Genomic DNA, 20,581 nt, shown 5'->3' with positions numbered 1-20,581 from the left:
AAGCTACCACTATTCTACATATAAAAACTTTTTCAGTACAGAATTTACACAGAATGGTAACATTTTTGTAATCCTATTTGATTTCAATCGAAGGATTTACAAGATATAACTGTGATGTGGCACGTGTCACAGCTGTATATAGCCACCGGTAAAACTCCATGCCGATTGACTCAGGCGGAATGTAGCCGAGGTCGACATATACATTGCGCCACTGACCGCCCTGTGCCTTATGGCAGGTGACAGCATAGCCGTATTTAACCTGCAGCGCGTTGAAATAGGGGCTTTTCATAGCTTCAGCCGCCCGGGTTGAAGCCGACAGCGAGGGATCACCGTCAGCCACGATATGTTCATACAGCTCGGTCATCTCAGCCCGCGACAGCGTGGCGGCGTCATTGACAAGAGTGTCAAGTATTATCTTGCACTCTATCGACACGTCACGGTCAGGAAGGCGCATCACGACATCGGCAAAACGGAACCCATAGCGCGACTCAGTGGCTATGACCCGCTCGACCACAGCCGAGTCGCCGTTGGCGATAAAGTCGACTCCTTTTACCTCCCTGGTCCAGTAATAATTGTTTTTCCCGACAAGCAGGCGGTCATCATTACACAACTCTTCCTCATAGCCGAGTATTCGCGACCTGATTGCGAGATTAAAGCGTGTGGCGCGCATATTGGAGCGTGTCACCAATATGGTCTCCCCCACTCCATCGACATTGTAGGACGCGTTGAGCGCATCTTCCAGCTCCTCTCCGTCGGTGACATGTACATCATTGAAAGGCGCGGCGCGCAACACCGGCGCGGGAAGTTCTTCGAGCCTCATGGCACGACGCAGCCACGTGGCATTGTACAGTATCCCGGAATCTGACGCTTGCCTCACAGTCGCTGTGAGCACGGCGCGGGTCACACGCAATCCCTCGGCATGAAGGGTCTTCGCGCTCATCGCCGGACTCTCGTCACAGCCCACAGGAGGCAGCTGGGCGGTGTCGCCAAGCAGTATAAGCTTACAGTTTACCCCGGAATAGACATAATGAATCAGATGTTCCAGGAGGTTTCCGGAACCGGAATCGGCGCCTATCATCGACGCCTCGTCGACAATGAAGATTGTATTTACCGAGCGGTTGGCGGCAGGACGTATGTCTCGCGGTGACGTGACCCCGTTGCCGCCCACGGAATAGATGCGGCGGTGTATGGTGTAGGCGGGGTGACCGGCAAAACGGCTGAACACCTTTGCCGCACGACCTGTAGGGGCAAGCAACACTGTCCCTATCCCTGCCATGTTTAGAGCCTTTACCAGCGCGGCGCAGAGCGAGGTCTTGCCCGTGCCGGCATAGCCGTTGAGCAGAAACACGGAGTCCGACGCCGTACGCGCCGAACAGAATCTCGACAACGCCGCTATGAGCTCCACCTGCTGGGAGGTGGGCTCATAGGGCAGATTATCGAGTACAAGTTGTGCAAACTGGAGTAGATCCACTACTTTTTAAGGCTCCACTCGAAGCCGTCTTTGGTGTCTTTGACATCAAATCCGATTTCAGCAAGACGGTTTCTTATAAGGTCGCTGGTAGCCCAGTCCTTGTCAGCCTTTGCCTTGGCACGCATTTCAAGCAGCAACGCCACGGCATCTTCAAATGGCTTCAGAGCCGCTCCGTCACCGTCGGCGCCCACGAGGTCGGTGCGCACTCCGAGGATGTCGACAAGGAATATGCCAAACAGCTCCTTCAGCTCGTTGATGTCGGCCTCGGTAGCTGTGGCGTTACCGTCATTCACCTGATTGATGAGGCGGCACGCTTCAAAGAGATGAGCTATGACAACGGGCGTGTTCAGGTCATCGTCAAGAGCCTCGTAACACTTGCGGCGCAGGTCGCTCACATCAATCGTCGACTTCTCCGAAGGAGTAAGCTCGTTGAGGCGTCGCCATCCGTCAAGCATTCTTGCAAGAGCCTTTTCCGCGCCCTGCAGAGCCTCGTTTGAGAAATCGAGTGTGCTTCTGTACTGAGCCTGCAGGATGAAGAAGCGTATCGTCATCGGCGAGTAAGCCTGAGTCAGCAACGGATGACTTCCGTTGAAAAACTCATTGAGCGTGATAAAATTGCCGAGACTCTTGCCCATCTTCTTTCCGGCGATGGTAATCATGTTATTGTGCATCCAGTAATGTACTGAATCCTTTCCGTTGTGAGCCACCGACTGGGCAATCTCACATTCATGATGAGGAAACATCAGGTCCATGCCGCCTCCGTGGATGTCGAAGGGTGTGCCGAGATATTTCTCTCCCATCGTCGAACATTCGAGGTGCCATCCCGGGAAACCGTCGCTCCAGGGAGAAGGCCAGCGCATGATATGCTCGGGCGAAGCCTTTTTCCATAGGGCGAAATCAGCGGGATTGCGCTTCTCTTCCTGTCCGTCGAGCGCACGCGTAGTGGCAAGCAGCTCATCGATATTTCTGCCTGAAAGCTTGCCATAGCGGTGGTCGCGGTTATACTTGGGGACATCAAAATATACCGATCCGTTGCTCTCGTAGGCATATCCGCTCTCAAGTATTTTCTTTACATACTCTATCTGCTCGATGATATGACCCGACGCATGAGGCTCTATCGACGGAGAAAGCACATTGAGCGCCTCCATCGACTTGTGGTAGCTGTTGAGATAGTGCTGCACCACCTCCATCGGCTCAAGCTGCTCAAGACGCGCTTTCTTTGCAATCTTGTCTTCACCATCGTCGGCGTCATGTTCGAGATGACCGACATCGGTGATATTGCGCACATAGCGCACCTTGTAACCGAGATGGGTAAGGTAGCGGAAAAGCACGTCAAATGTAATCGCCGGACGCGCATGACCGAGATGACCCTCGCCATACACTGTCGGTCCGCAGACGTACATTCCCACCTTTCCCTCATGGATAGGCACAAATCGCTCCTTGCAGCGTGTCAGTGAGTTATAAATTGTAAAATCGTTTTCTTTAATCATGATTGACTTTATGAATCGGGGTGGTTATGCCTTGAAAGGGTTCATGTCACCGTTGTTGCCGGCGTTTTTGGGCACCTTGCGCTCGATGACGCCGAAAGTGTTTTCATAGCGTTCTACATTCTCGCGGAGCGCGAAGAGAAGCTGCTTGGCGTTTTCAGGCGACATGATGATGCGGCTCTGCACCTTTGCCTGAGGCATATTGGGAGCCATTGCGATAAAATCGATAAAAAATTCTGTCGGTGAATGAGCAATCATGGCGAGGTTGGCATAGTGACCGTGGGCTACTTCAGGAGTAAGCTCGATTTTTATCTCATTTTTCTTGTTGTTATTTTCCATATCTTTCAATTTTTAATGATGTTATTTATTAAATGTGTATATATCTTTCTTTAAATTGCTGTCATTGACATGAATCTCTATTCCGTCGCAGCCGGGGAGGTCCCACACGTTGGTAATGTCAAACGATGCATATACCTCGCTCATATAATTGTCGGGAGCGCCCAGCGTATTATGCACCAGATACACCTGCGGCACCGGATCGGTGAGCGTCAGCGAGTCCACCATAAGGCTGAAATAGCGCGGCTTGTCGGAATACACCGCCCGGAGATGAAGGTTTATGTAATTGCCGCTGCGCCATATCGAGTTAAGGAACACAGCGTCGGCATCCCAGTCATAGCGCTCGACGGGACGTATGACCGTCGTGTCGCAGTTTACCCGGCTTAGACCGATTGTGCGTATCAGTCCGTCGGTATAAGGCTCTCCCGACTCGGCGTAATACCTGAGCAAGACGCGCTTCCCGGTCAGCTCGTCGTCAAGCGTCAGAGCCGGGTCGGTAAGCGTGACAAGCGGAGAGTCGCCGTAGCGGCGGAAAGTGAAGCGCGACCCTGTGTCACCGGTGCTTTCCACCGTAACGATGTCGCTGAAGAAGGCGCTGTCGTTATAATCAGCGTCGTCAGAGCATGAAGCCAGGAACGACAATGCGGCTAAAGGCAAGATGTAATGTAATCGTGACATCATCGGCGTCCTGTTATATCGGTTATACGACCGTCGCGCATGTGTATCACGCGGTCACACTCTTCGGCAAGGCTTTCATCGTGGGTCACGATGACAAATGTCTGTCCCATGTCGCGGCGCAGGTCGAAAAAGAGCCGGTGAAGCTCGTGGCGGTTATGGGAGTCAAGGCTACCCGACGGTTCATCGGCAAGCACGACACGCGGATTGTTGACAAGAGCCCTTGCCACCGCCGCGCGCTGCCGCTCTCCGCCCGAAAGCTCTCCCGGCTTATGTGACCGGCGGTCGGCGAGTCCGAGGTAATCTATCAGCTTTCTTGCCATAGCAAAAGCCTCGTCTCTTTTCTTGCCGCCTATCATCGCGGGGAGCGCCACGTTTTCAAGCATCGTGAACTCCGGGAGCAGGTGATGAAACTGAAACACAAAGCCGATATTGCTATTGCGGAAGCGTGCAAGAGACCGGTCTTTCATCGACAGCACATCCTCGCCTTCATAGGTCACCGTGCCGGAGTCGGGACGGTCAAGCGTGCCTATTATCTGGAGCAGAGTGGTCTTTCCGGCACCGCTCGGACCCACAATCGACACCACCTCACCACGGTTGATGTCAAGGTTTATCCCGTCAAGCACCTTCAGATTATCGTAGCTCTTTGATATGTCTCTTACCTTTATCATCTTGTGTCAGCTATAAGCCGTTCTACAGCATAGGAAGCAAGCATCATGCCAAAAATTGCGGGCAGCCATGCCACTGTGCCGTAGGACGAGCGTTTATACTCAATTTCATCGGTCATCACCAGCGCGTTTTTGCGCGGTGCCTCTTCCGAAAACACGGTCTTTATGCCGGAAGTGATACCCTCCTTTTTGAGCCGGCGACGCACCTCGCGGGCAAGCCCGTCATGAAATGTGTCACGTATGTCGGCATATCTCACCTTTGTAGGGTCAACCCTGCCCCCGGCTCCCATTGAAGAGATTACCTTTACACGGTTACGGTAGCAGCAGGCGAGCAACGCCACTTTGGGTGACAGGGCATCTATGGCGTCAATCACGAAATCGGGACGCCGCTCCAGCAAGGGAGCGATGTCGTCGGGCGTGATAAAACGCATCTCGGCGACCACGTCACACTCCGGATTAATGTCAAGCACCCGGCGGCGCATGACCTCGACCTTGGGCTCGCCTATGGTGGAGTTAAGCGCCGGAAGCTGACGGTTAAGATTGGTGGGCGACACTGTGTCACCGTCAATCAGCGTCAGATGCCCCACGCCTGCACGCGCGAGCATCTCGACGGCATATGCGCCTACACCCCCTGTGCCGACAACCATGACATGACTGCCGGCAAGGCGCTCAATCGCCTTGTCGCCGAGAAGCAACGCTGTGCGCTCGTGAAACGGGGTGAGTTGCATAATCCTGATTATTTAGTCGGTCTCTTTTAGTTCTTGAACTTAGCGGCAATGGCAGATGGAACTGCATCCTTGTGTACCATCACATCCATAGTCTTGGCAAGGAAATAAGGCTCCGACACATAGAAATATCCGCCATATAGCTGGTTGGTGTCCCATGAGTTCTGCACCTTATAATACTTGTTGCCATTCTGGTCGACTGCCTTTCCTACAATCACCATTCCGTGGTCGTCGGTAGTCTCCTTTCGGTCAAACATCGCCTGACGTGACTCCTGGGTGACAGTGATTTCTTCGACAGGACCGTTAATGTCATAGCGTTCATCCTGACGGTCTTTGTCGCTGAGCTGCACCCAACGCGACAATTCGGTTCCGGTGAGGTCCTTCTCTCCCTTCTCCACAGGTATCACGGCATAGCCCTTACGCCACTTGAAGCCGCCTTCGCTCACATCGGCACCCCACGCTACGGGATAGCCGTTGTCAATGGCGTTGTCAACGATTGCCTTCATCTCTTCAAGCGGGACATTCTGCATCGTGCCCCAGAGCCAGTTGTCGGCCACTTCCAGAGCGAAAGGCTTATAGAACGGATGATGGGTAAATGAAGTGACTTCGATATAGTCCTCGGGCTTTATGCTCAGAGACTCGGCAAATGACTTGGGGGTATAGGTCCTGCCTTCATACTCAAATGTCTCCGGCACCTCGCCGAAATAAGCGTCAAGGATAGCGTTGAATCCCTTTTCCCACGCTGTCGAGAGCCTGCGGTCGGGAACGCGTATCACGGCGTCGAGGTAAGCCTTCAGCACTGACGACAGCTCGCCGTGGACATGCTTGTCCTCGCCATAGTTAAGTCCGGGATAAGCCTCTTCAGGCAGGGCGCCGTACATCTCGATGACATAGGGCACGTCGTGAGCCGCACCGCCCTCGGAGAAGTTGACCTTGCCGTCCATCCTGACATATTTGCGCGCCTTGTCAAGATAGCAGTGACGCACAGTGTACATCTCGCTAAGGTCGACAGGCTTTGCGCCCTGACGCATCATCTCTCCCTCAAGAAACGAATTGGTAGAGAAACACCAACATGTGCCTGACTGGTTCTGGTCACGGACAGGAGTGGTCTTAACCACCTTTACGTCGGTAAACTTGAAGCCGGTGCTGTCCGGGACAATCACTTTATCATCGGCGGCCGCGTCAAAGGCAAGCGCGCCGGCAAGAATGGATGCTATAAGATATTTCATGTTCAAAATGTTTTTCCTTACATTACAAAATTAGTCAATTATTCCTTATCAGCCTACAATAACCGACATATTTTCATTTATGAGCCGGCGCCATGAGCGGGAATCCACAGAAAGCCGCGGCAATTCTACTAAAAGGAGTTAACAGCGTCAACCTTGGATGCACCGCGGATGTTGAATCTAAGAACACCAAAATTCAACTTATTATGGATACCAATGCTAAAATTGCCGCTCAGACCTCGGAGGCCGCGGCTAAAATAAGCGCCGACGCCGCAAAGGTAAGCGTCGATGCCGCAAAGACAGCTGTAAAGGACGAGACCAAACAGCAGATTGAAAACCTGAAACAAAGCGCTGCGACGGCTAAAGAAGCCGCTGCCGACAAGCTCGGTGACATCAAGGACCAGGCTGCCGACAAATTAGGCGACATCAAGGATGCAGCCGCCGACAAGCTCGGTGACATCAAGGACCAGGCCGCCGATATGCTCGCCTCTGCAAAAGAAAAAGGCGGCTCGCTTATAGACAAACTGAAAGACAAGGCGTCAGACCTGCTTGACTCAGGAGGCGACGCGCTTCACAATCTCGCCGACAAGCTTGACGATTAAAAGTAGTTTCAGCTACAGATAATAAAAAAAGGAGGGTGCAGACCCTCCTTCTTTATTATGATAACCTCTTAGATCTTGTCGACCTCAAGGTCGCCGTTAAACACTTCGTGCCAGGGCAGTCCCTGTGCCGCGATAACCTCAAGGAACGGATCGGGATCAAACTCCTCAACGTTATGTACGCCGGGCTTCACCCATTTTCCGGTAAGAAACATCATGGCGCCCGCCATCGCCGGCACTCCGGTCGTATAGCTGACAGCCTGCATGCCTGTCTCCTTGTAAGCAGCCTCGTGGCTACAGTTATTATATATATAATATGTCAGCTCCTTGCCCTCTTTATCCTTACCTGATATACGGCAGCCGATTGAGGTCTCGCCGTGATAGTTCTCGCCGAGATCCTGAGGATTGGGCAACACGGCTTTCAGGAATTGCAGCGGAATGATCTTGGTGCCGTTGTAGTCTACCTCGTCGATGCGCGCCATGCCTATGTTCTGTATCACACGCAGGTGGGTCAGATATTCCTGTCCGAATGTCATCCAGAAACGCGCCCTCTTGATTGTCGGGAAGTTTTCGACAAGCGATTCAAGCTCTTCATGATAGAGAAGATAAGAATCGCGTGCGCCGATATTGGGATATGTGAGCGGAGCGTGTATTTCGAGCGGCTTTGTCACGACCCATTTTCCTTCCTGATAGTAGCGTCCGTTCTGGGTGATCTCGCGGATATTGATTTCAGGGTTGAAGTTTGTCGCAAACGCCTTTCCGTGGTCGCCGGCGTTACAGTCAACGATGTCAAGATACTCCATCTCCGAGAAATAGTGCTTTGCCGCATAGGCGGTGAACACACCTGACACTCCGGGGTCAAATCCGCAGCCGAGTATCGCCGTCAGACCGGCTTTCTCGAAGCGCTCGCGGTAAGCCCACTGCCATGAATACTCGAAATGAGCCTCATCCTTGGGTTCATAATTTGCCGTGTCGAGATAATTCACCCCACACTCCAGACACGCGTCCATAATCGTAAGGTCCTGATAAGGGAGAGCCACATTAATAACCAGGTCGGGATTATGACGGCGGAAAAGAGCCACAAGCTCCTCAACGCTGTCGGCATCGACGTGGTCGGTGGTTATGTTTTTGGCACCAATCGCCTTTGCGATGGCGTCACACTTGCTCTGAGTGCGTGATGCAAGCACGATCTCGGTGAATACATCGGGATTCTGCGCACACTTGTGAGCCACGACCGTACCTACGCCGCCGGCTCCTATTATTATGACTTTTGCCATTATTATATTATTTAGGTAAGTAATATCATTTTTTATCGGCAGCCTGCTGCTTCAGCAAGTCGCGTATCTCGGTAAGCAGCACCTCCTCCTTGGTAGGCTCCGCAGGAGCGGCGGGAGCTTCCTCCACCTTCTTCTTGAAGCGGTTCATGAAACGGATTGCCACAAAGATACAGATTGCCACGATAAGGAAATCGACGATGTTTTGGACAAAGACGCCCCAGGTCATCGCCACTTCGGGAGTCACAATCTCCTCACCGTTCATCACCGCCTCCTTTAATATGAGCTTATGCTCTTTGAAATCAAGTCCGCCTGTGGCAAGCCCCACGACAGGCATCACCACATCATTGACCAGCGAAGACACGATTTTTCCAAATGCGCCACCGATTATTACACCGACCGCCATGTCAACGACATTTCCCTTCATGGCAAACTCCTTGAATTCAGTGAGAAATTTTCCCATAATCAATATTTTATTAGTTCATAAATTGCTCATTCCTACATTTTCACGCAAAATTAAAGATTTTTTTCCTTTATTTTATATGCAGAATAATTTTATTGGAAAAAAATTAGTAATTTTGTGACGCAAATTCAAGTATCATATATTTCCGATTTGTGATACGAGTACAATTAAAACAAGGTAGAAGATTTACATTAAACCCAATATTAACAAAAATTATGACTAAAGTAGGTATTAATGGTTTTGGTCGCATCGGACGTTTCGTATTCCGTGCTTCCACCAAGAGAGATGACATCGAAGTTGTCGCAATCAACGACCTTCTTCCCGTTGACTACATGGCTTACATGCTGAAGTATGACACAATGCACGGTCAGTTTGACGGCACTGTTGACTACAACCTTGAAAAGAGCCTCCTTATCGTAAACGGCAAGGAAATCCGCGTTACTGCATGCCGTGACCCGAAAGAAATCAACTGGGGCGCTGTAAACGCTGAATATGTTGTTGAGTCAACCGGTCTTTTCCTTACCAAGGAAAAAGCTCAGGCTCACATCGAGGCAGGCGCTAAGTATGTAGTTATGTCAGCTCCTTCTAAGGATGACACCCCCATGTTCGTATGCGGTGTTAACCTTGACAAGTATGTAAAGGGTACTCAGTTCGTATCTAACGCATCTTGCACCACCAACTGTCTTGCTCCTATCACCAAGGTGCTTAACGACAAGTTTGGCGTTGTTGAAGGTCTTATGACTACTGTTCACTCTACTACTGCAACTCAGAAGACTGTTGACGGTCCCTCTATGAAGGACTGGCGTGGTGGTCGTGCCGCTGCCGGCAACATCATCCCCTCTTCAACCGGTGCTGCTAAGGCTGTAGGTAAAGTTATCCCCGAGCTCAACGGCAAGTTGACCGGTATGTCAATGCGTGTCCCCACTCTTGACGTATCTGTTGTTGACCTTACCGTTAACCTCGCTAAGCCCGCTACCTATGATGAAATCTGCGCTGCAATGAAGGAAGCTTCTGAAGGCGAACTCAAGGGTGTGCTCGGCTACACTGAGGACGATGTAGTATCAAGCGACTTCCTCGGCGATCCCCGCACTTCTATCTTCGACAAGAAGGCAGGTATCCAGTTGACTCCGACTTTCGTTAAGGTTGTATCTTGGTATGACAACGAGATCGGTTACTCTAACAAGGTGCTTGACCTCATCGCTCACATGAAGAAAGTTAACGGCTAATCATTACCGTCACCTTTTAGATACAAGGCGCGCCCTCAACGGCGCGCCTTTCTTTTTTATCCACTACACGGCAGGACGTTGCGACAAACACACTTATTAACATTTAGCCAGCCAAGTGTTAAACATTCCTGAAATGGGGGGGCACACACGGAATCTATATGGTAACTTGCACTCACTTATCATATTATAAAACCTCATTATCACAAAACAAATTTTGACTATGATGAAAAAACTACTCCTTTCAGGCGTGGCTATGGTCGTTGCGTCAACAGTTGTCGCACAGGTATCAGACACACCCGTATTCGAGCACGAAACACGATGTACCCTTGACGTAGCTCCACCCGAGATATGTGACGGCAATCTACCGCAAATAGTATATACTAATGAAAACGAGATTGTTGTACTTGATGACAACTTCAAGGAAATAAAGCGTTTCTCTTTCGAGACACAGGAAGTGAAACCGGTAGAAACGGATTATCGTGCTTTGCCAATATTTGCAACCGACAAAGAAGAATATCCTGTGGCGGAAGGGACTAAATTCACCGTAGGTACCGCACTTTCATATATTCAAGAAAATCTTAATAATAATATAAAAGTCGAGGAACATGGAACGGAGACATGGTTTGTATGTGAATATTATGATTCATGGAGATATGAAGAAAATTTCCCCAGGGTTTACTATTCATTAAAGAGCGACGGTTCACTTTGGTATACATATATATTGTATAAGGAAATTACAGCATACTCCGACAAGTGGATACAAATCCATGAGCCAACCGTATACGAATACACTTCCTACCCCGGGAATACATATCTTAACATCAATGGAAGAGAAATCGATGGATCGCTTACTGCTACACAAAAGCTGTTCAACGATGATGACGCATATGAATATATTGTTCCCATATTCACCTACAAGACAGCAGAATACTATGAAGGAGCGTGCATTAATGGAATGTATGAATATAAAACCGCAGAAGTTGGTGACTTTGTGACCGGATTCAAGATTATGAATGACAAAGGCGAAACCTTGCAGACATTTAACTCTTCTTGGCATCGCATGTATGCATTTATTCTCGGGGAGAATATATATTTCACTCCGGATAGTGAAAAATATTACCGTGTAAACAAATCGGGCAGCAGCACCCTTGCCGAAGTAAGCATGCCCTCGGGAGTAAGCATTTCTCCACGCGTGGCGCAGAACTCGACACCGGTCAACATTACAGCAACAGAAAGCGACAGCGACCGCACAATAAAGGTAATCTCTGCCAACGGCAGCATAATGACCACAACCAAGATACCGGCAGGCTCGACATCAGCCACAATCAATACATCACGATTCAGGTCAGGCACCTATATCGTATTGGTCAGCGAGGGCGACAAGATGGTTGAAAACTGCAAGATCATAATCCGCTGACAAGCAATCACAGCGAGAGAGACACACACAAAGAAAGCGGGTGGAAAGGCGATGAAACCTTTCCATCCGCTGGATTTATATAGACTTGGCGATAGCCTCGGTTATGCCCACCACTTCAGGGCAAGGTCGGTAAGCCATATCCACAACGGACACGCGCCCATGAATAGCAGTGTACTTACCGCAAGCGATGATGTTCCGGTCGCAACGTAAGTGTTGTAACGGCTCGCGATGATGATTCCGGAGAATGCCGGCGGGAGTGCCGCACAGACTACAAGCATCTTCAGATTGAACGGCTCCATGTGGAAGAGGAGACCCACAATCAGTATGGCGAGAGGCATGACAATCAGTTTCAGGAACGAGCCCATGAACACCTGACCGTTGAGCACTATCTTCACCGATGAAAGCGTGATGCCGGCGGCAAACACAGCCACAGAGGCATTGGCTCCGGCGATAAGGTTGAACGACGGGTCAAGGCAGGCGGGCCACTTCACGCCACACAACACGAGAATCACCGCCAGTATCGGCGCCCAGGCGACAGGCTGCTCGAGGGCGTGAATCACCGGCTTCCACGGATTAGGCTTCTTGCCGCCGTTTTTTGCCGCCGCAGCTTCATTTCCGGCGTTAAGGAGCGACAGTCCGATAGGTATACCGACAGCATTGACCTCAATTGCCACTATCGCGATTACAAGACCCACCGATGCCGACGAGCCGAATATAGGCTGCAACACGGCAAAACCGAGAAATCCGATTGTCGGCGAACCGCTGATAAGAGCCGACACCGCCGATTCAGCCGTTGTGTCCTTGTAAAGATACTTGAACACAAAATAGACAAGGAAGAAGCAGGCTATCAGCACAGTGAAACTTATCACCGTCAGCTTCAGGTCGACACTCAGCATCTCGCGGTTAGCCTTGATGATGGAGACAAACAGGGCGGCGGGCAACGCATAGTTAAGCACCACCTTGTTCAATATCTTGGCATCAGCGCCTGAAAATGCCCCTTTCTTTCCCGAGATATATCCCAGTGCCATTATCACAAATATCGGGACTATGGCGTAAAGTATAATATGTCCCATAAGTCATCGCGTTTAAAAGATTGCACATAATTTCGGGTGAAGCCCGGGGCTTACACCTTGATAGGTATAAGCGCCTCGGGATTCAGATAGCCTATATGACCGCTCTCCTTGCCGGAGTCGGCAGCAAGCTGGACGTCGATAAGACATGGCTTGCGCGACGCAATTGCCTCGGTCAGCGCGGTCTCAAGCTCGGCAGGGGTTGCGACATAATAGGTAGTAGCGCCAAACGCCTCGCCAAGTTTGTCGTAACGGGCCTTGACGTCAAGAGTTGTCGGAGCAGGGTCACCGTTGCCGCTGAGGTTCTCACCTACACCGTTGTATATACCGCCGTTATTGAAGACTACGACAGTAGCGGGGAGGTCAAAACGGCATATGGTGCTGAAATCCATTCCGCTGAAGCCGAAAGCGCTGTCACCCTCGATAGCCACTACCGACTTGCCGGTGGCAATCGCCGCACCAACGGTCGAGCCCATACCCATGCCCATGATAGCCCATGTCGCGCAGTCTATGCGGTGGCGCGGCAGCTTCATCAGCAGAGTGTCGCGGGTGTCATCAAGCGTGTTGGCGCCCTCATTGACAAGTATCACGTCGGGATTTTTCTCAAACACTTTCTTTATGGCGCTCAACGCGCTCCAGTGGGTCATCGGCACAGTCTGCGGGACAAGACGCTCGGCAAATTTCGCATCCTTAGCCTTGCCCTCGGTCTGTATCGTCTTGACCCAATCCGGGTCGACCGACATCTTATACTGTGGCAGCGCTGTCAACAGGGCGTCAAGCGACGACGCCAAGTCACCGACCACCGGAGCCGCAATGGCGCGGTTTATGTCAATCTCCTCCGGGTCTATGTCAAGCTGGATGAACTTGCCGGCAGGATTCCACTTGCCGTGTCCGCGCGAAAGCAGCCAGTTAAGACGGGCGCCTACGAGCATCACCACATCGGCCTGTTCCATGACAAGGCTCCTTGACGACAATGCCGAGAGCGGATGATCGTCGGGCAGCACGCCCTTAGCCATCGACATCGGATAAAACGGAATGCCGGTTGACTCGACAAGTTTCTTTACCTTGTCTTCCACCCCGGCATATGCCGCACCCTTGCCTATCAGTATCGCCGGCTTCTTAGCCGAGGCAAGCAGCTCGAGGGCGCGGGTCACCGACTGCGGCGAGGGGACCATAGCCGGACAGAGGTCGACAGGGGTGTATAGCGTAGCCTCGGCGGCGCTCCTCTCCATTACCGCGCCGAGACACGGGGTGGTCACGTCAAGATAGACACCTCCGGGACGCCCTGAGACGGCGGCGCGATAGGCGCGCACCACACCTGTCATGATATCCTCGGGACGGTTTATCCTGTAAGCCGCCTTGACAAGAGGCTTGGCGATATTCAACTGGTCGAGACCCTCATATGTGCCCTGTTCAAGGTCGATAGGCACCCTGTCGCTTGACCCTGAAATCTGAATCATAGGATAGCAGTTGACAGTGGCATTTGCAGTCGCCGTCAGTCCGTTCAGGAAGCCGAGCGACGACACAGTAAGCAATACACCGGGTGTCTTGGTCAGATAGCCGTGGGTAGCGGCTGCCATGCCCGCCTGCTGCTCATGGCGGAATCCGACAAACCGTATGCCCTCACCTTGGGCGATGTAGGCAAATTCAGTCACCGGTATTCCCACAAGCCCGTACATGGTGTCGATTCCCACCTTCTTCAGAGCCTGGGCAAGAATCCACATTCCTGTCACTTCATTTGCAGTGGAAGGGTCGGTATGGGGAATTTTATCTATATACATAATAGTAGTGTTTTATGTCAGGTAATTATAAAGCCTTGTTATTTCTCAGCCTCCTTTGGAAGCGGGGCTGTTGTGCCGTTAGCCTTGAACTGAGCCTGCTCTTCAGCCGTATATCCCAGCGAGGTAAGCACCTCTTCGGTATTTCCTCCAAGTTCCGGACACGGACCGTAGACGGGCTGATAATTGGAGATGGTGAACGGGCATCCCACAGTCACAAACTCGCCGATTTTGCCGCCCTGGTTTATCTTTACAAGAGTGTTGCCGTCATAAAGCGATTCATCGCTCATAATCTCCTTGGTCGACAGCACCGGACCGCAAGGTATGCCGTAAGGCGACAGCAGTTTGACTACCTCCATCTTGTCCTTGTCAATAGTAAACGACTCGATGCGCTTGTAGATTTCCTGTTTGTGGCGGTCACGGGCATCGGCGGTGTTGAAATCCGGATTGGTGAGCCAGTCCTCGAAGCCGAGACCCTTGCAGGCAAGCTCGAAATCTTTTGCCCCGCGCTGCAGGATCACATACACGTAGGCATTGGGATCGGTCTCCCATCCTTTGCATTTGTAAGTCCAGCCAAGCACTCCGCTGCCCTCCATGTTGCCGGCACGCGGCACAAAGTCGCCAAACTTCTGGTCGGGATACTGCGGGAATTGGGTCAGATAGCCTATCCTGTCAAGGGTAAGTTGGTCGCGTGTCTTGATACGACAGAGGTTAAGACATGCGTTGTGCATTGACTGATAGACATAGCTGCCCTCGCCGGTGTGTTCACGCTGCATCAGTGCGGCAAGTATGCCGATGGTTAGGTGCATGCCCGTATTGGAGTCACCGAGCGCCGCACCCGACTGTGTCGGGATGTTATACTCGCCCTCATACCATCCTGTGGTCGAGGCTGCTGCGGCTGTCACCTGGGCTATAGGCTCGTAAGCCTTCAGGTCCTTGAATCTGGAAGAGAGCGGAAATCCCTTTATTGTGCCATAGATACATTTCGGGTTGAGCTTGTGGACCTCTTCCCAACTGAAACCGAGCTTGTCCATAGCTCCCGGATGAAGATTCTCGATGAACACGTCAGCCTCCTTTATCAGCTTGGTGAGTATAGCCTTGCCGTCGGGAGTCTTGGCGTCAAGAGCAAGCGACTTTTTGTCGGAGTTAAGCTGAAGGAAATAATAGCTTGGAAGGTCAGGGTCAAACTGCAATTCCTTACGGGTGGCGTCGCCCACACCGGGACGCTCAATCTTTATCACTTCGGCGCCGAGCCACGCGAGCATCTGTGTACATGACGGTCCTGACTGAACCTCGGTAAAGTCTATCACCTTGATTCCTTGCAATGGTGCATTGTTCATAATATCTATTATTTATGTTTGTTATTAATCAATGACAATTTCTACTGTCTATAAAATGACAACATCGCTGAAATTACATAGTTTAATCATAACATTAGCTTTAAATCAAATTTAACAAACACCGGCGCCAATCCCCATCCGGTCGCCCCAAGTTCACGCAACCGCAATGCCCGTATCGCTGACTCACGGTTTCCCCGCCAGGGGATAATCCTACTTGTAGCCGTGGGTTGAGCGAAGCGATACCCACGGACAAGCGTCATCACAAATAATGTTTCCGACAGGAATCATCAGAAATATCCATCCCACCGACTTTTGCTGTATCAGAATTTATCCAGAAATTAAAACGTGAATCAAGTCTTGCCATAAATAGAGATTCGATTTTACCGAAATGGGATGGCTGGCAAGAGGGTTATGGTGCGTTCACCTATTCTCGCAATGAGGCTGATAAGATTATAAATTACATCAAAGGGCAGAAGGAGCATCATAAGAGAGTGTCTTTCATCGAAGAAATTGAAATATGGATGAAAGAAAACGGCATGCAAACGAAGAACTTGCGAAACTAATGTGAACGTTGATGATTCCTACGGAAACATAATTAAAATGCCAAACAAGCCGTGGGTATCGCTGCGCTCAACCCACGGCTAAACAAAGATTATCCCCTCCCGGGGATAGGTTGCATATCCCAATGCCCGTATCGCTGACGACCTCCCGGTCGCCCCAAGTTCTCGCAACCGCAATGACCGTATCGCAGACAAGCTCCCGGTCGCCCAAGTTCACGCAAACGCAATGACCGTATCGCGGGCTCATGGTTTCCCCGCCAGGGGATAATCCTACTTGTAGCCGTGGGTTGAGCGAAGCGATACCCACGGACAAGCGTCATCACAAATGATGTTTCCGACAGGAATCATCAAAATAATCACAAACTATTTGCATCTTTGAATTTATTTGTATTAATTAGCAAAAAGTTAATTAAACATGAGCTACACCCATCTCCTTTACCACATAATATTTTCTACCCGCAATCGACGACCATTAATTTTAATAAAAAACGAGCGAAGGGTGTACGGGTTGCTGTTTGCAATATTAAAGAAATATGGTGCTGAAACATTAAGGATTGGGGGCATGCCCGACCATATTCATCTATTCATATCCATCCCACCGACTTTTGCTGTATCAGAATTTATCCAGAAATTAAAACGTGAATCAAGTCTTGCCATAAATAGAGATTCGATTTTACCGAAATGGGATGGCTGGCAAGAGGGTTATGGTGCGTTCACCTATTCTCGCAATGAGGCTGATAAGATTATAAATTACATCAAAGGGCAGAAGGAGCATCATAAGAGAGTGTCTTTCATCGAAGAAATTGAAATATGGATGAAGGAAAACGGCATGCAAACGAAGAACCTGCGAAATTAATGTGTACATTGATGATTCCTACGGAAACATAATTAAAATGCCAACCAAACCGTGGGTATCGCTGCGCTCAACCCACGGCTAAACAAAGATTATCCCCTCCCGGGGATAGATTGCATATCCCCATGCCCGTATCGCGGGCGAGCTTCCACTCGCCCCTACACTGCATGTACATGCCTTAACACATCTCTGCATACTACGCAATCCGCACAAACGCCTATATGACTTGCTGAATAAAAAAACCGTTCCGCTTACATGACATGCAGGCGGAACGGCTCTCTCATTTTCAATCTATAGTGTCTTTTTCAATAGTAACCTTATCAGTAATTTTCGGCATGAACCTCAAAATAGCTTTGAGCATGGAAACATACGGGACATACCTCGGGCGCTTCGGTGCCTATACAGATGTGACCGCAATTGCGACATTCCCACACCGTCACTCCGCTCTTGCGGAACACTTCGTGGGCCTCCACATTGCGCAACAGCGCACGGTAACGCTCTTCATGATGCTTCTCGATTGCGGCGACTCCGCGGAACTGCTCCGCAAGCTCGTGGAAACCTTCCTCATCGGCATCGCGGGCAAAACGGTCATACATGTCGGTCCACTCGTAATTCTCGCCCTCTGCGGCATGAAGCAGGTTGACCGCAGTGTCCTGGCTTATGCCGCCTAAAGCCTTGCACCACAACTCGGCGTGTTCTTTCTCATTGTCGGCGGTCTTCAGGAAAAGGGCCGCAATCTGCTCAAAGCCGTTCTTACGCGCCACCGATGCGAAATAAGTGTATTTGTTACGCGCCATGCTCTCTCCGGCAAATGCGTCACGGAGATTTTGCTCGGTTTTTGTCCCGGAGTATTGGTTGGCAGGCTGGTCGGCAACATTGTCGGTAATCTCGACCTTCTCGAAATCAGAGGCGGGATGCTTGCACACAGGGCAAACAAAATCAGACGGAAGCTCATCGCCCACATATTCATAGCCGCACACCTTGCAGCGCCACACTGTGTGACCCTTTTGGGCAGCCTCGCTCGGCTGAGGTTTCGGCTTGATATGCTCCTGATAATAGGAATATGTGGCAGAGGGCACGTCGGACAACGATTCCATGCCGGTCACCGTGCCGATAAACATCATGTGGGTGCCGAGGTCAAGCGAGTCAGTGACCTTGACGCTGATATAGGAGTTTGTCCCCTCGGTGATTGCCATTGTACCGTTGTCAAGACGACGGCAGGCAGTGAAATCCTTGAACTTGTCGACCTTTCTTCCTGTCTGGAATCCAAAACGCTTGAAAAGCGAAAAATCGGCTTTCTCACTGATAATCGAGGCAGTATAGACCTTCGATTTCATAATCATCTCACATGTAAGATTAAGCTTGTTGATACACAGCGAGACCTGATTAGGCTCGACAGTCACCTGTCCGAAAGTATTTGATATACAGCCGTTGTCACGACCGTCCACATTAGCCGTTACGACATAAAGCCCGTAAGGGATCTTAAACATCGGATTTTCCATATGTAATAAAGTTTTATGTTGAAACGATTTCCCCGTCCACTTTGTTCTGCCCGCCTGCCGGGACAACATTTTTTTGCACAATTCAATCATATCGTTTATATTTGCAGACGAAACCACCGCTATGGCAAACAATTGCCGGAAGTGGTTATTCTCATGGATGTTTCGTCCAAACGGGATGTTTTGACCGCCGGAGTGTGGAAGATGGCGCTTGCCATTGAGAAGGGAATAGCCTGGTCGACAGCACAACGGCAACAACATAGGTCAATCCGACACCGGGAGACATCCACTTCCTGTCAGACAGTCATCGTAGGCGACACAGCTCGCTGAGGATTATCATATACGTGTAACTTAAATTTAAGATAACTTACTTAAAAGTATCGTAGATTTAACATCGGGTCGTCAGTAACAGCTTCTTCTTCCGCAATGCCGGGGAAAGAAGCCATTTGTGACACGCATGTATTGATATCCTCACTAATCCCCCCTTTTTCAGTCCGGACAATTCAGTTACCTCATAGTATAGCCAATTTCCACACGACCTTTGTTCGTGTCTGAATCCGGTGACGATATCCATTGCATAAGTCCATAAACGGCGACCCGCTTTTAACGGTAAAAAATCTCACAACATCATTACAAAAGCAATGGAATCGAAAATCTCACTAATCACAATGGCGGCGATGATTGGCACAATGGCATCATCGGCGCAGACATCGGCAGAACAGGTAACAGCGTTCAATTCAGCAACTGGCGTCAGCATTATGCCGGCGGCGCTGTCGTCAGATCACATCGCAATGCCTTACATCGCGCAGCAAAACGACAACGAGACAGAATTTTCTTTCTACGATAAAAATTTCAGACGCACGTCGGGCTTCTCTGTAACTTCAGTCGTCAATAAGTCAATAACCGAAAAGCGCGAGATAAGACCCGCAATCCTTGAGCAGCGGGGAGACTATTCACGACCTTTCCCGGGGACAGAAGGAATGACTTTCTCTCTTGAAGGAGCAAAAGAAGTGCTCCTGTCACTTGGCTATGATGAGTCGACCTATGAAATCAGGAAGCAGGATGGCAACTATCTATTCGTCGACGCTACCAATGACTATTTCTTTATCTATGATATATTCGGCAAAAGATATCCCACGCGCTATGCCTGCCTCACCTCCGAAGGCGAGCTGCGCGTCACATATGAAACCTCGTATTACCCCACAGGCAATTTTGAGACCGAGCGTATCCCTTATGGCGAGCCCTACGGCTCGACTGTCCGGCTGTCAATGCTCGACACCCCCGTCTATGTCACTGACACCGGCAGCGAGACCCGCGTTGCGGTCACCACAGCCTTTTTCAACGCCGACGATGCCGTTGAATATATCGTGCCTGTATACACCCCCTATACAGTAGTAGAAGAAAACGGACAATCGGATTATGCGATGTTTTATGATATAAAGGATACATACATGCCCACATCACTCTGCGTGAAGTCAGATAACGGCGCGACAGTAGCCACAATCAATTTTGCCGAGTATTACTATCCCGGCAGCATCAGGCTGTTTGAAATCGGTGACATCAAATACATGTCAATAAATTATCGTGAATCGGATAGCGACATGACGGCGGTCTACCGCATCGACAAGTCAACCGGAAGTCTGCAGATGGCATGTCAGCCGGCTAAGATTTCGGTAAGCCCGTCGGTAGTCGACCGGTCGATACCTGTAACCGTGACACTCGGCGAGAGCAACGGGAAGCCGATGACGCTTGCCGTGACAGGCACCGACGGAGTGTGTCACCTGCGCCGTCAGCTCGCCCCGGGCGTTTCATCGGCTGAAATCGCCACAGGCTCCCTCCCCTCGGGAATGTATGTTGTCACTGTCAGCGACGGCGTGACAACCACAGAACACAGCAAGATTATCGTTCGCTAAT

20 protein-coding genes and 1 pseudogene are annotated in these 20,581 nt (G+C 50.5%); 7 read left to right on the top strand and 14 right to left on the bottom strand.

What is annotated here, in order from left to right; genetic code table 11:
• Positions 1–73 precede the first annotated feature (73 nt).
• From E4T81_RS09290 to E4T81_RS09260, 7 genes are read right to left on the bottom strand one after another with little or no spacing between them, the layout of a single operon-like run.
• Positions 74–1,471 (bottom strand): ATP-dependent RecD-like DNA helicase, encoded by a 1,398-nt coding sequence (locus E4T81_RS09290; protein ID WP_135043856.1) that lies wholly within the window; start codon positions 1,469–1,471, stop codon positions 74–76.
• The gene (gene cysS / locus E4T81_RS09285) at positions 1,471–2,961 is read right to left on the bottom strand and encodes a cysteine--tRNA ligase (protein WP_135043854.1); all 1,491 of its coding nucleotides are present in this window, start codon (positions 2,959–2,961) and stop codon (positions 1,471–1,473) included. The genes E4T81_RS09290 and cysS overlap by 1 nt, the downstream gene beginning before the upstream one ends.
• A gap of 24 nt (positions 2,962–2,985) precedes the next feature.
• Entirely contained in the window at positions 2,986–3,297 is a 312-nt protein-coding gene (locus tag E4T81_RS09280) for a DUF3467 domain-containing protein (protein ID WP_135043852.1), read from the bottom strand.
• Positions 3,298–3,318: 21 nt separating this feature from the next.
• A complete protein-coding gene (locus E4T81_RS09275) occupies positions 3,319–3,975 on the bottom strand; it encodes a NigD-like C-terminal domain-containing protein (protein WP_135043850.1) in 657 nt (218 codons plus the stop codon).
• Positions 3,972–4,640, bottom strand: a complete 669-nt coding sequence (locus tag E4T81_RS09270; protein ID WP_135043847.1) for an ABC transporter ATP-binding protein — start codon at positions 4,638–4,640, stop codon at positions 3,972–3,974. The genes E4T81_RS09275 and E4T81_RS09270 overlap by 4 nt, the downstream gene beginning before the upstream one ends.
• Positions 4,637–5,365, bottom strand: a complete 729-nt coding sequence (locus tag E4T81_RS09265) for a ThiF family adenylyltransferase (protein ID WP_135043845.1) — start codon at positions 5,363–5,365, stop codon at positions 4,637–4,639. The genes E4T81_RS09270 and E4T81_RS09265 overlap by 4 nt, the downstream gene beginning before the upstream one ends.
• A 26-nt stretch (positions 5,366–5,391) precedes the next feature.
• On the bottom strand, positions 5,392–6,591 hold the full coding sequence (locus E4T81_RS09260; protein WP_135043843.1) for an aminopeptidase C: 1,200 nt from the start codon (positions 6,589–6,591) through the stop codon (positions 5,392–5,394).
• Positions 6,592–6,794: 203 nt separating this feature from the next.
• On the opposite strand from E4T81_RS09260, the gene E4T81_RS09255 reads away from it, so the two are divergent.
• Complete coding sequence (locus E4T81_RS09255) at positions 6,795–7,190, top strand: hypothetical protein (protein WP_135043841.1); 396 nt, start codon at positions 6,795–6,797, stop codon at positions 7,188–7,190.
• 68 nt (positions 7,191–7,258) lie between these two features.
• Here E4T81_RS09255 and E4T81_RS09250 read toward each other — a convergent pair whose 3' ends face one another.
• Both E4T81_RS09250 and mscL read right to left on the bottom strand, forming a co-directional pair.
• Entirely contained in the window at positions 7,259–8,464 is a 1,206-nt protein-coding gene (locus E4T81_RS09250) for a saccharopine dehydrogenase family protein (protein ID WP_135043839.1), read from the bottom strand.
• 25 nt (positions 8,465–8,489) lie between these two features.
• Positions 8,490–8,924 carry a large-conductance mechanosensitive channel protein MscL gene (mscL, locus tag E4T81_RS09245; RefSeq protein WP_135043837.1) on the bottom strand — a complete coding sequence of 145 codons (435 nt, stop codon included), beginning with the start codon at positions 8,922–8,924 and terminating at the stop codon, positions 8,490–8,492.
• Between the two features lie 215 nt (positions 8,925–9,139).
• Here mscL and gap point away from each other — a divergent pair, with 215 nt between their 5' ends.
• Both gap and E4T81_RS09235 read left to right on the top strand, forming a co-directional pair.
• Entirely contained in the window at positions 9,140–10,150 is a 1,011-nt protein-coding gene (gene gap / locus E4T81_RS09240; protein ID WP_135043835.1) for a type I glyceraldehyde-3-phosphate dehydrogenase, read from the top strand.
• A 220-nt stretch (positions 10,151–10,370) separates the two neighbouring features.
• A complete protein-coding gene (locus E4T81_RS09235) occupies positions 10,371–11,567 on the top strand; it encodes a T9SS type A sorting domain-containing protein (protein WP_135043833.1) in 1,197 nt (398 codons plus the stop codon).
• Positions 11,568–11,668: 101 nt separating this feature from the next.
• On the opposite strand, the gene E4T81_RS09230 is transcribed toward E4T81_RS09235, so the two are convergent.
• Genes E4T81_RS09230 through frc form a run of 3 tightly spaced genes read right to left on the bottom strand, consistent with a single transcriptional unit; the run spans position 11,669 to position 15,755 of the window.
• Positions 11,669–12,640 carry an AEC family transporter gene (locus E4T81_RS09230; RefSeq protein ID WP_135043831.1) on the bottom strand — a complete coding sequence of 324 codons (972 nt, stop codon included), beginning with the start codon at positions 12,638–12,640 and terminating at the stop codon, positions 11,669–11,671.
• A 50-nt stretch (positions 12,641–12,690) separates the two neighbouring features.
• Complete coding sequence (gene oxc, locus E4T81_RS09225; RefSeq protein WP_135043829.1) at positions 12,691–14,418, bottom strand: oxalyl-CoA decarboxylase; 1,728 nt, start codon at positions 14,416–14,418, stop codon at positions 12,691–12,693.
• A 38-nt stretch (positions 14,419–14,456) separates the two neighbouring features.
• Complete coding sequence (frc, locus tag E4T81_RS09220) at positions 14,457–15,755, bottom strand: formyl-CoA transferase (protein ID WP_209308174.1); 1,299 nt, start codon at positions 15,753–15,755, stop codon at positions 14,457–14,459.
• Between the two features lie 293 nt (positions 15,756–16,048).
• On the opposite strand from frc, the gene E4T81_RS16095 reads away from it, so the two are divergent.
• Both E4T81_RS16095 and tnpA read left to right on the top strand, forming a co-directional pair.
• Positions 16,049–16,318, top strand: a complete 270-nt coding sequence (locus tag E4T81_RS16095) for a transposase (protein WP_135043956.1) — start codon at positions 16,049–16,051, stop codon at positions 16,316–16,318.
• Positions 16,319–16,730: 412 nt separating this feature from the next.
• Complete coding sequence (gene tnpA / locus E4T81_RS09210) at positions 16,731–17,171, top strand: IS200/IS605 family transposase (protein ID WP_135043825.1); 441 nt, start codon at positions 16,731–16,733, stop codon at positions 17,169–17,171.
• 317 nt (positions 17,172–17,488) lie between these two features.
• Here the strand turns inward: tnpA and rbr are convergent, their stop codons facing one another.
• Positions 17,489–18,163: a rubrerythrin gene (rbr, locus tag E4T81_RS09205; protein WP_245207049.1), complete on the bottom strand. Its 675-nt coding sequence runs from the start codon at positions 18,161–18,163 to the stop codon at positions 17,489–17,491.
• A gap of 54 nt (positions 18,164–18,217) precedes the next feature.
• A pseudogene (locus E4T81_RS15905) lies at positions 18,218–18,658 on the bottom strand (flavin reductase family protein); the annotation flags it as partial.
• Positions 18,659–18,811: 153 nt separating this feature from the next.
• On the opposite strand from E4T81_RS15905, the gene E4T81_RS09200 reads away from it, so the two are divergent.
• Both E4T81_RS09200 and E4T81_RS09195 read left to right on the top strand, forming a co-directional pair.
• Positions 18,812–18,997, top strand: coding sequence for a hypothetical protein (locus tag E4T81_RS09200; protein WP_135043822.1), 186 nt, complete (start codon positions 18,812–18,814; stop codon positions 18,995–18,997).
• 311 nt (positions 18,998–19,308) lie between these two features.
• A complete protein-coding gene (locus tag E4T81_RS09195; protein ID WP_135043820.1) occupies positions 19,309–20,580 on the top strand; it encodes a hypothetical protein in 1,272 nt (423 codons plus the stop codon).
• The last annotated feature ends 1 nt before the right edge of the window (position 20,581 follow it).

This window comes from Barnesiella sp. WM24, from assembly GCF_004570975.1.
In the GTDB taxonomy this organism is placed as follows: domain Bacteria; phylum Bacteroidota; class Bacteroidia; order Bacteroidales; family Muribaculaceae; genus Muribaculum.
The sequence above is the reverse complement of the archived record's forward strand: the minus strand, read 5'-3'. Positions and strand labels throughout refer to the sequence as shown.

Bases quoted from the DNA above. Each gene is read 5' to 3' on its own strand.
- cysS (WP_135043854.1), bottom strand. From the start codon at position 2,961: ATGATTAAAGAAAACGATTTTACAATTTATAACTCACTGACACGCTGC.
- E4T81_RS09280 (WP_135043852.1), bottom strand. From the start codon at position 3,297: ATGGAAAATAACAACAAGAAAAATGAGATAAAAATCGAGCTTACTCCT.
- E4T81_RS09275 (WP_135043850.1), bottom strand. From the start codon at position 3,975: ATGATGTCACGATTACATTACATCTTGCCTTTAGCCGCATTGTCGTTC.
- E4T81_RS09270 (WP_135043847.1), bottom strand. From the start codon at position 4,640: ATGATAAAGGTAAGAGACATATCAAAGAGCTACGATAATCTGAAGGTG.
- E4T81_RS09265 (WP_135043845.1), bottom strand. From the start codon at position 5,365: ATGCAACTCACCCCGTTTCACGAGCGCACAGCGTTGCTTCTCGGCGAC.
- E4T81_RS09260 (WP_135043843.1), bottom strand. From the start codon at position 6,591: ATGAAATATCTTATAGCATCCATTCTTGCCGGCGCGCTTGCCTTTGAC.
- E4T81_RS09255 (WP_135043841.1), top strand. From the start codon at position 6,795: ATGGATACCAATGCTAAAATTGCCGCTCAGACCTCGGAGGCCGCGGCT.
- E4T81_RS09250 (WP_135043839.1), bottom strand. From the start codon at position 8,464: ATGGCAAAAGTCATAATAATAGGAGCCGGCGGCGTAGGTACGGTCGTG.
- mscL (WP_135043837.1), bottom strand. From the start codon at position 8,924: ATGGGAAAATTTCTCACTGAATTCAAGGAGTTTGCCATGAAGGGAAAT.
- gap (WP_135043835.1), top strand. From the start codon at position 9,140: ATGACTAAAGTAGGTATTAATGGTTTTGGTCGCATCGGACGTTTCGTA.
- E4T81_RS09235 (WP_135043833.1), top strand. From the start codon at position 10,371: ATGATGAAAAAACTACTCCTTTCAGGCGTGGCTATGGTCGTTGCGTCA.
- E4T81_RS09230 (WP_135043831.1), bottom strand. From the start codon at position 12,640: ATGGGACATATTATACTTTACGCCATAGTCCCGATATTTGTGATAATG.
- oxc (WP_135043829.1), bottom strand. From the start codon at position 14,418: ATGTATATAGATAAAATTCCCCATACCGACCCTTCCACTGCAAATGAA.
- frc (WP_209308174.1), bottom strand. From the start codon at position 15,755: ATGAACAATGCACCATTGCAAGGAATCAAGGTGATAGACTTTACCGAG.
- tnpA (WP_135043825.1), top strand. From the start codon at position 16,731: ATGAGCTACACCCATCTCCTTTACCACATAATATTTTCTACCCGCAAT.
- E4T81_RS09195 (WP_135043820.1), top strand. From the start codon at position 19,309: ATGGAATCGAAAATCTCACTAATCACAATGGCGGCGATGATTGGCACA.